Origin of the sequence: Gluconobacter sp. (genome assembly GCF_047723935.1) — a bacterium.
GTDB lineage: Bacteria > Pseudomonadota > Alphaproteobacteria > Acetobacterales > Acetobacteraceae > Gluconobacter.
This window is the reverse complement of sequence record NZ_JBDOBO010000140.1, coordinates 1-2454: the sequence shown is the minus strand read 5'-3', so window position 1 is coordinate 2454 and position 2454 is coordinate 1. Positions and strand designations below refer to the sequence as shown.

At 56.9% G+C, this 2454-nt stretch carries 1 protein-coding gene; it reads left to right on the top strand.

Going from position 1 to position 2454, the window contains the following annotated elements; all coding sequences use genetic code 11:
• A partial coding sequence (locus ABF979_RS16745; protein WP_415560793.1) for a DUF4011 domain-containing protein occupies nt 1-2454 on the top strand: 2454 nt, incomplete at both ends.

Genomic DNA, 2454 nt, shown 5'->3' with positions numbered 1-2454 from the left:
CGAGGCCCCTCCCCCATTGCGTGAGGAGCGTGAAGAAGAGCGCCTGCCAGACCGTTCGGCAGATCGCGTGCAACGATGGTGCAATCGTCTGCTCGACATGTCCGCGCGGAACCGGTTGCTGAACCTCCCCAAGTCAGATCGGCAATTGATTGAACTCGACTGCCCTGATCCGGCGTCACTGGAAGACATGCTGGCGGAGATGCGCTCGGGCAGCAATGCCAGGCCGCTTCGTTTTGTCGCAGCGCCCGGGCTCATGGACGACGATGATCCCAGAAACAAAGCACTCCATCAGGAACGACATCATGAGGATGCGTCCAGAGCGTATGCGCTGGAAGCCCTTAAAAGACGCGAGATCGTCGTCCAGCGGAAAGAGGACAAACTTCAAACCGCACTGACCGAAATTTATCGTCATGCCCGAAGCTCCGAGCAGGAAGGCGGCACGAACGTGCTTTTCCTGACGATCGGAGCGCTGGCCTGGACATCTCAGGACAAATCCAAGCCCTATCTCGCGCCCCTCATTCTCGTTCCGGTCCTTCTGGAAAGAGCCAGCATCAAATCGCCTTTCACACTACGGGCTCACGGGGATGAAACCCGTATCAACACAACGCTGCTGGAAATGCTGCGTGCCGAATACGATATCCGGATTCCCCTGCTAGAGGGGGAGGCACTTCCGGAGGATGACGCCGGCCTTGATGTTCCAAAAATCATCGAAGCCTTCCGGCTGCACCTTCGACACATTCCCGGATGGGAAATTCGCGAGCATGTCAGTCTGACGACATTGAGCTTTGCGAAATTCCTGATGTGGAAGGATCTGCTGGAACGGAAAGAGCATCTTGCCACGAACGACGTCGCGAGCCGCCTGCTGGACGGGGTCAAGGACGGCGAGCAGACAGGTTCTGCCCCATCGAACGGTTTTGATCCTGCTGGTGACCTCGACGACGCTCTCGCCAAAGCCGATCTCGTCTGCCCGATGGAAGCCGACTCATCTCAGCTCAAGGCCATCGCACGCGCGGCAGCGGGCGAAAATTTCGTCCTGATCGGGCCGCCCGGCACAGGAAAAAGCCAGACAATCGGCAATATTATTGCCAATACGCTCGCACAGGGTCGTACGATCCTTTTCGTGGCTGAAAAACGGACGGCGCTTGAAGTGGTACGTGCGCGTCTGGCCAAACTGGGCATTGCTGAATTCTGTCTGGATCTGTTCTCGCCCAAGGCGAACAAGATGGCGGTGCTGCAACAGTTTCAGACAGCGCAGGCTGCGCTTGAGGATTTCCAGCCTGAGGAATATGCACGGACAAAACAGACACTGGATACCATTCGCACTGAACTGAACGCTTACGTCCGCGATCTCCATACGCCGCGTCGCAATGGCTGGACGCCCTATCGCGGAATTGGCGTCACTCTTCGTGCTCAGGAAACATCCATCGTCCGCATTCCTCTGGAATGGGCCAATGCGGATGTTCATTCAAAAGCCGATTACGATACATTGCTCCAGTCCGTTGAAGATCTGTCGACCCTTTATGCCCGTATCGGAGATGTTGTCGTCTCACCCAGACTGGCAGGTCTTGAGCAGACGGACTGGTCACCACTGTGGGAAGGCAGACTGCTTGACGCCGCCAATGGAGCCCTCTCCGCCCTCGACAAACTAAGAGAGGCGGCGCTGAGTGTTACCAAGGCGCTTTCGCTGCCTCAGAACAATCTTTCCTATCAGCGGCTTGAGCAGATCAGAGCGCTTTGTTCACATCTTCTGTTGCCCCACGCAGCGGCATGGAGCTTCACGGAAAACGCCCGCGAAACACGCGATGCCGTATTACTGGAACAGGCATCTGTTACACGGTGCCACGCTCTGACAGCAGATCTTGATACCCGCTGGAAAGACAGCGTACGCGCTCTTCCATTGGCTGAAACCCTTGCAGAATGGCGTACCGTTAAAGAAAAGTGGCTTCTGGCCCGTTCCATGGGGCAGAAGGCTATTCGCAAACGGCTTGAACCTCATGCCATCGCCCTGCCTGAAGACTGTGAAAACGACCTTGAAGCTCTTGTCGAACGTGCGGCCCTTCTTGAAAAGCTCGGGAATGCTTCTCACAAGACAAGCATCGGTCCGATGTGGCGGGGTCTGGAGACTGACTTCGACGCAATCAACGCCGCATTTGACTGGGGACAGGAAACACGCACCCGCCTTGCGGGCTGCACAGCCGAAACGGGAGAGCTACTCACTGCCCGCACTCATCTCAGGACTCTGCTGGTAGAAGGTCAGGATCTTCTGGCACCGGGCGGAACAATCCACGCATCTCTGACCCGTTATCTCGCGGCATTTGCCGACCTTGATGCCGCCCTGACACGACTGGGAAATTGTAGTGCCAGCGACGTTACCCGGCTGGTTCCCCCCGAAAATCCCAATTGGCTCGAACAAACCACGGACAGGCTGCGGGACTGGAAAGAGGCCACTCGCGA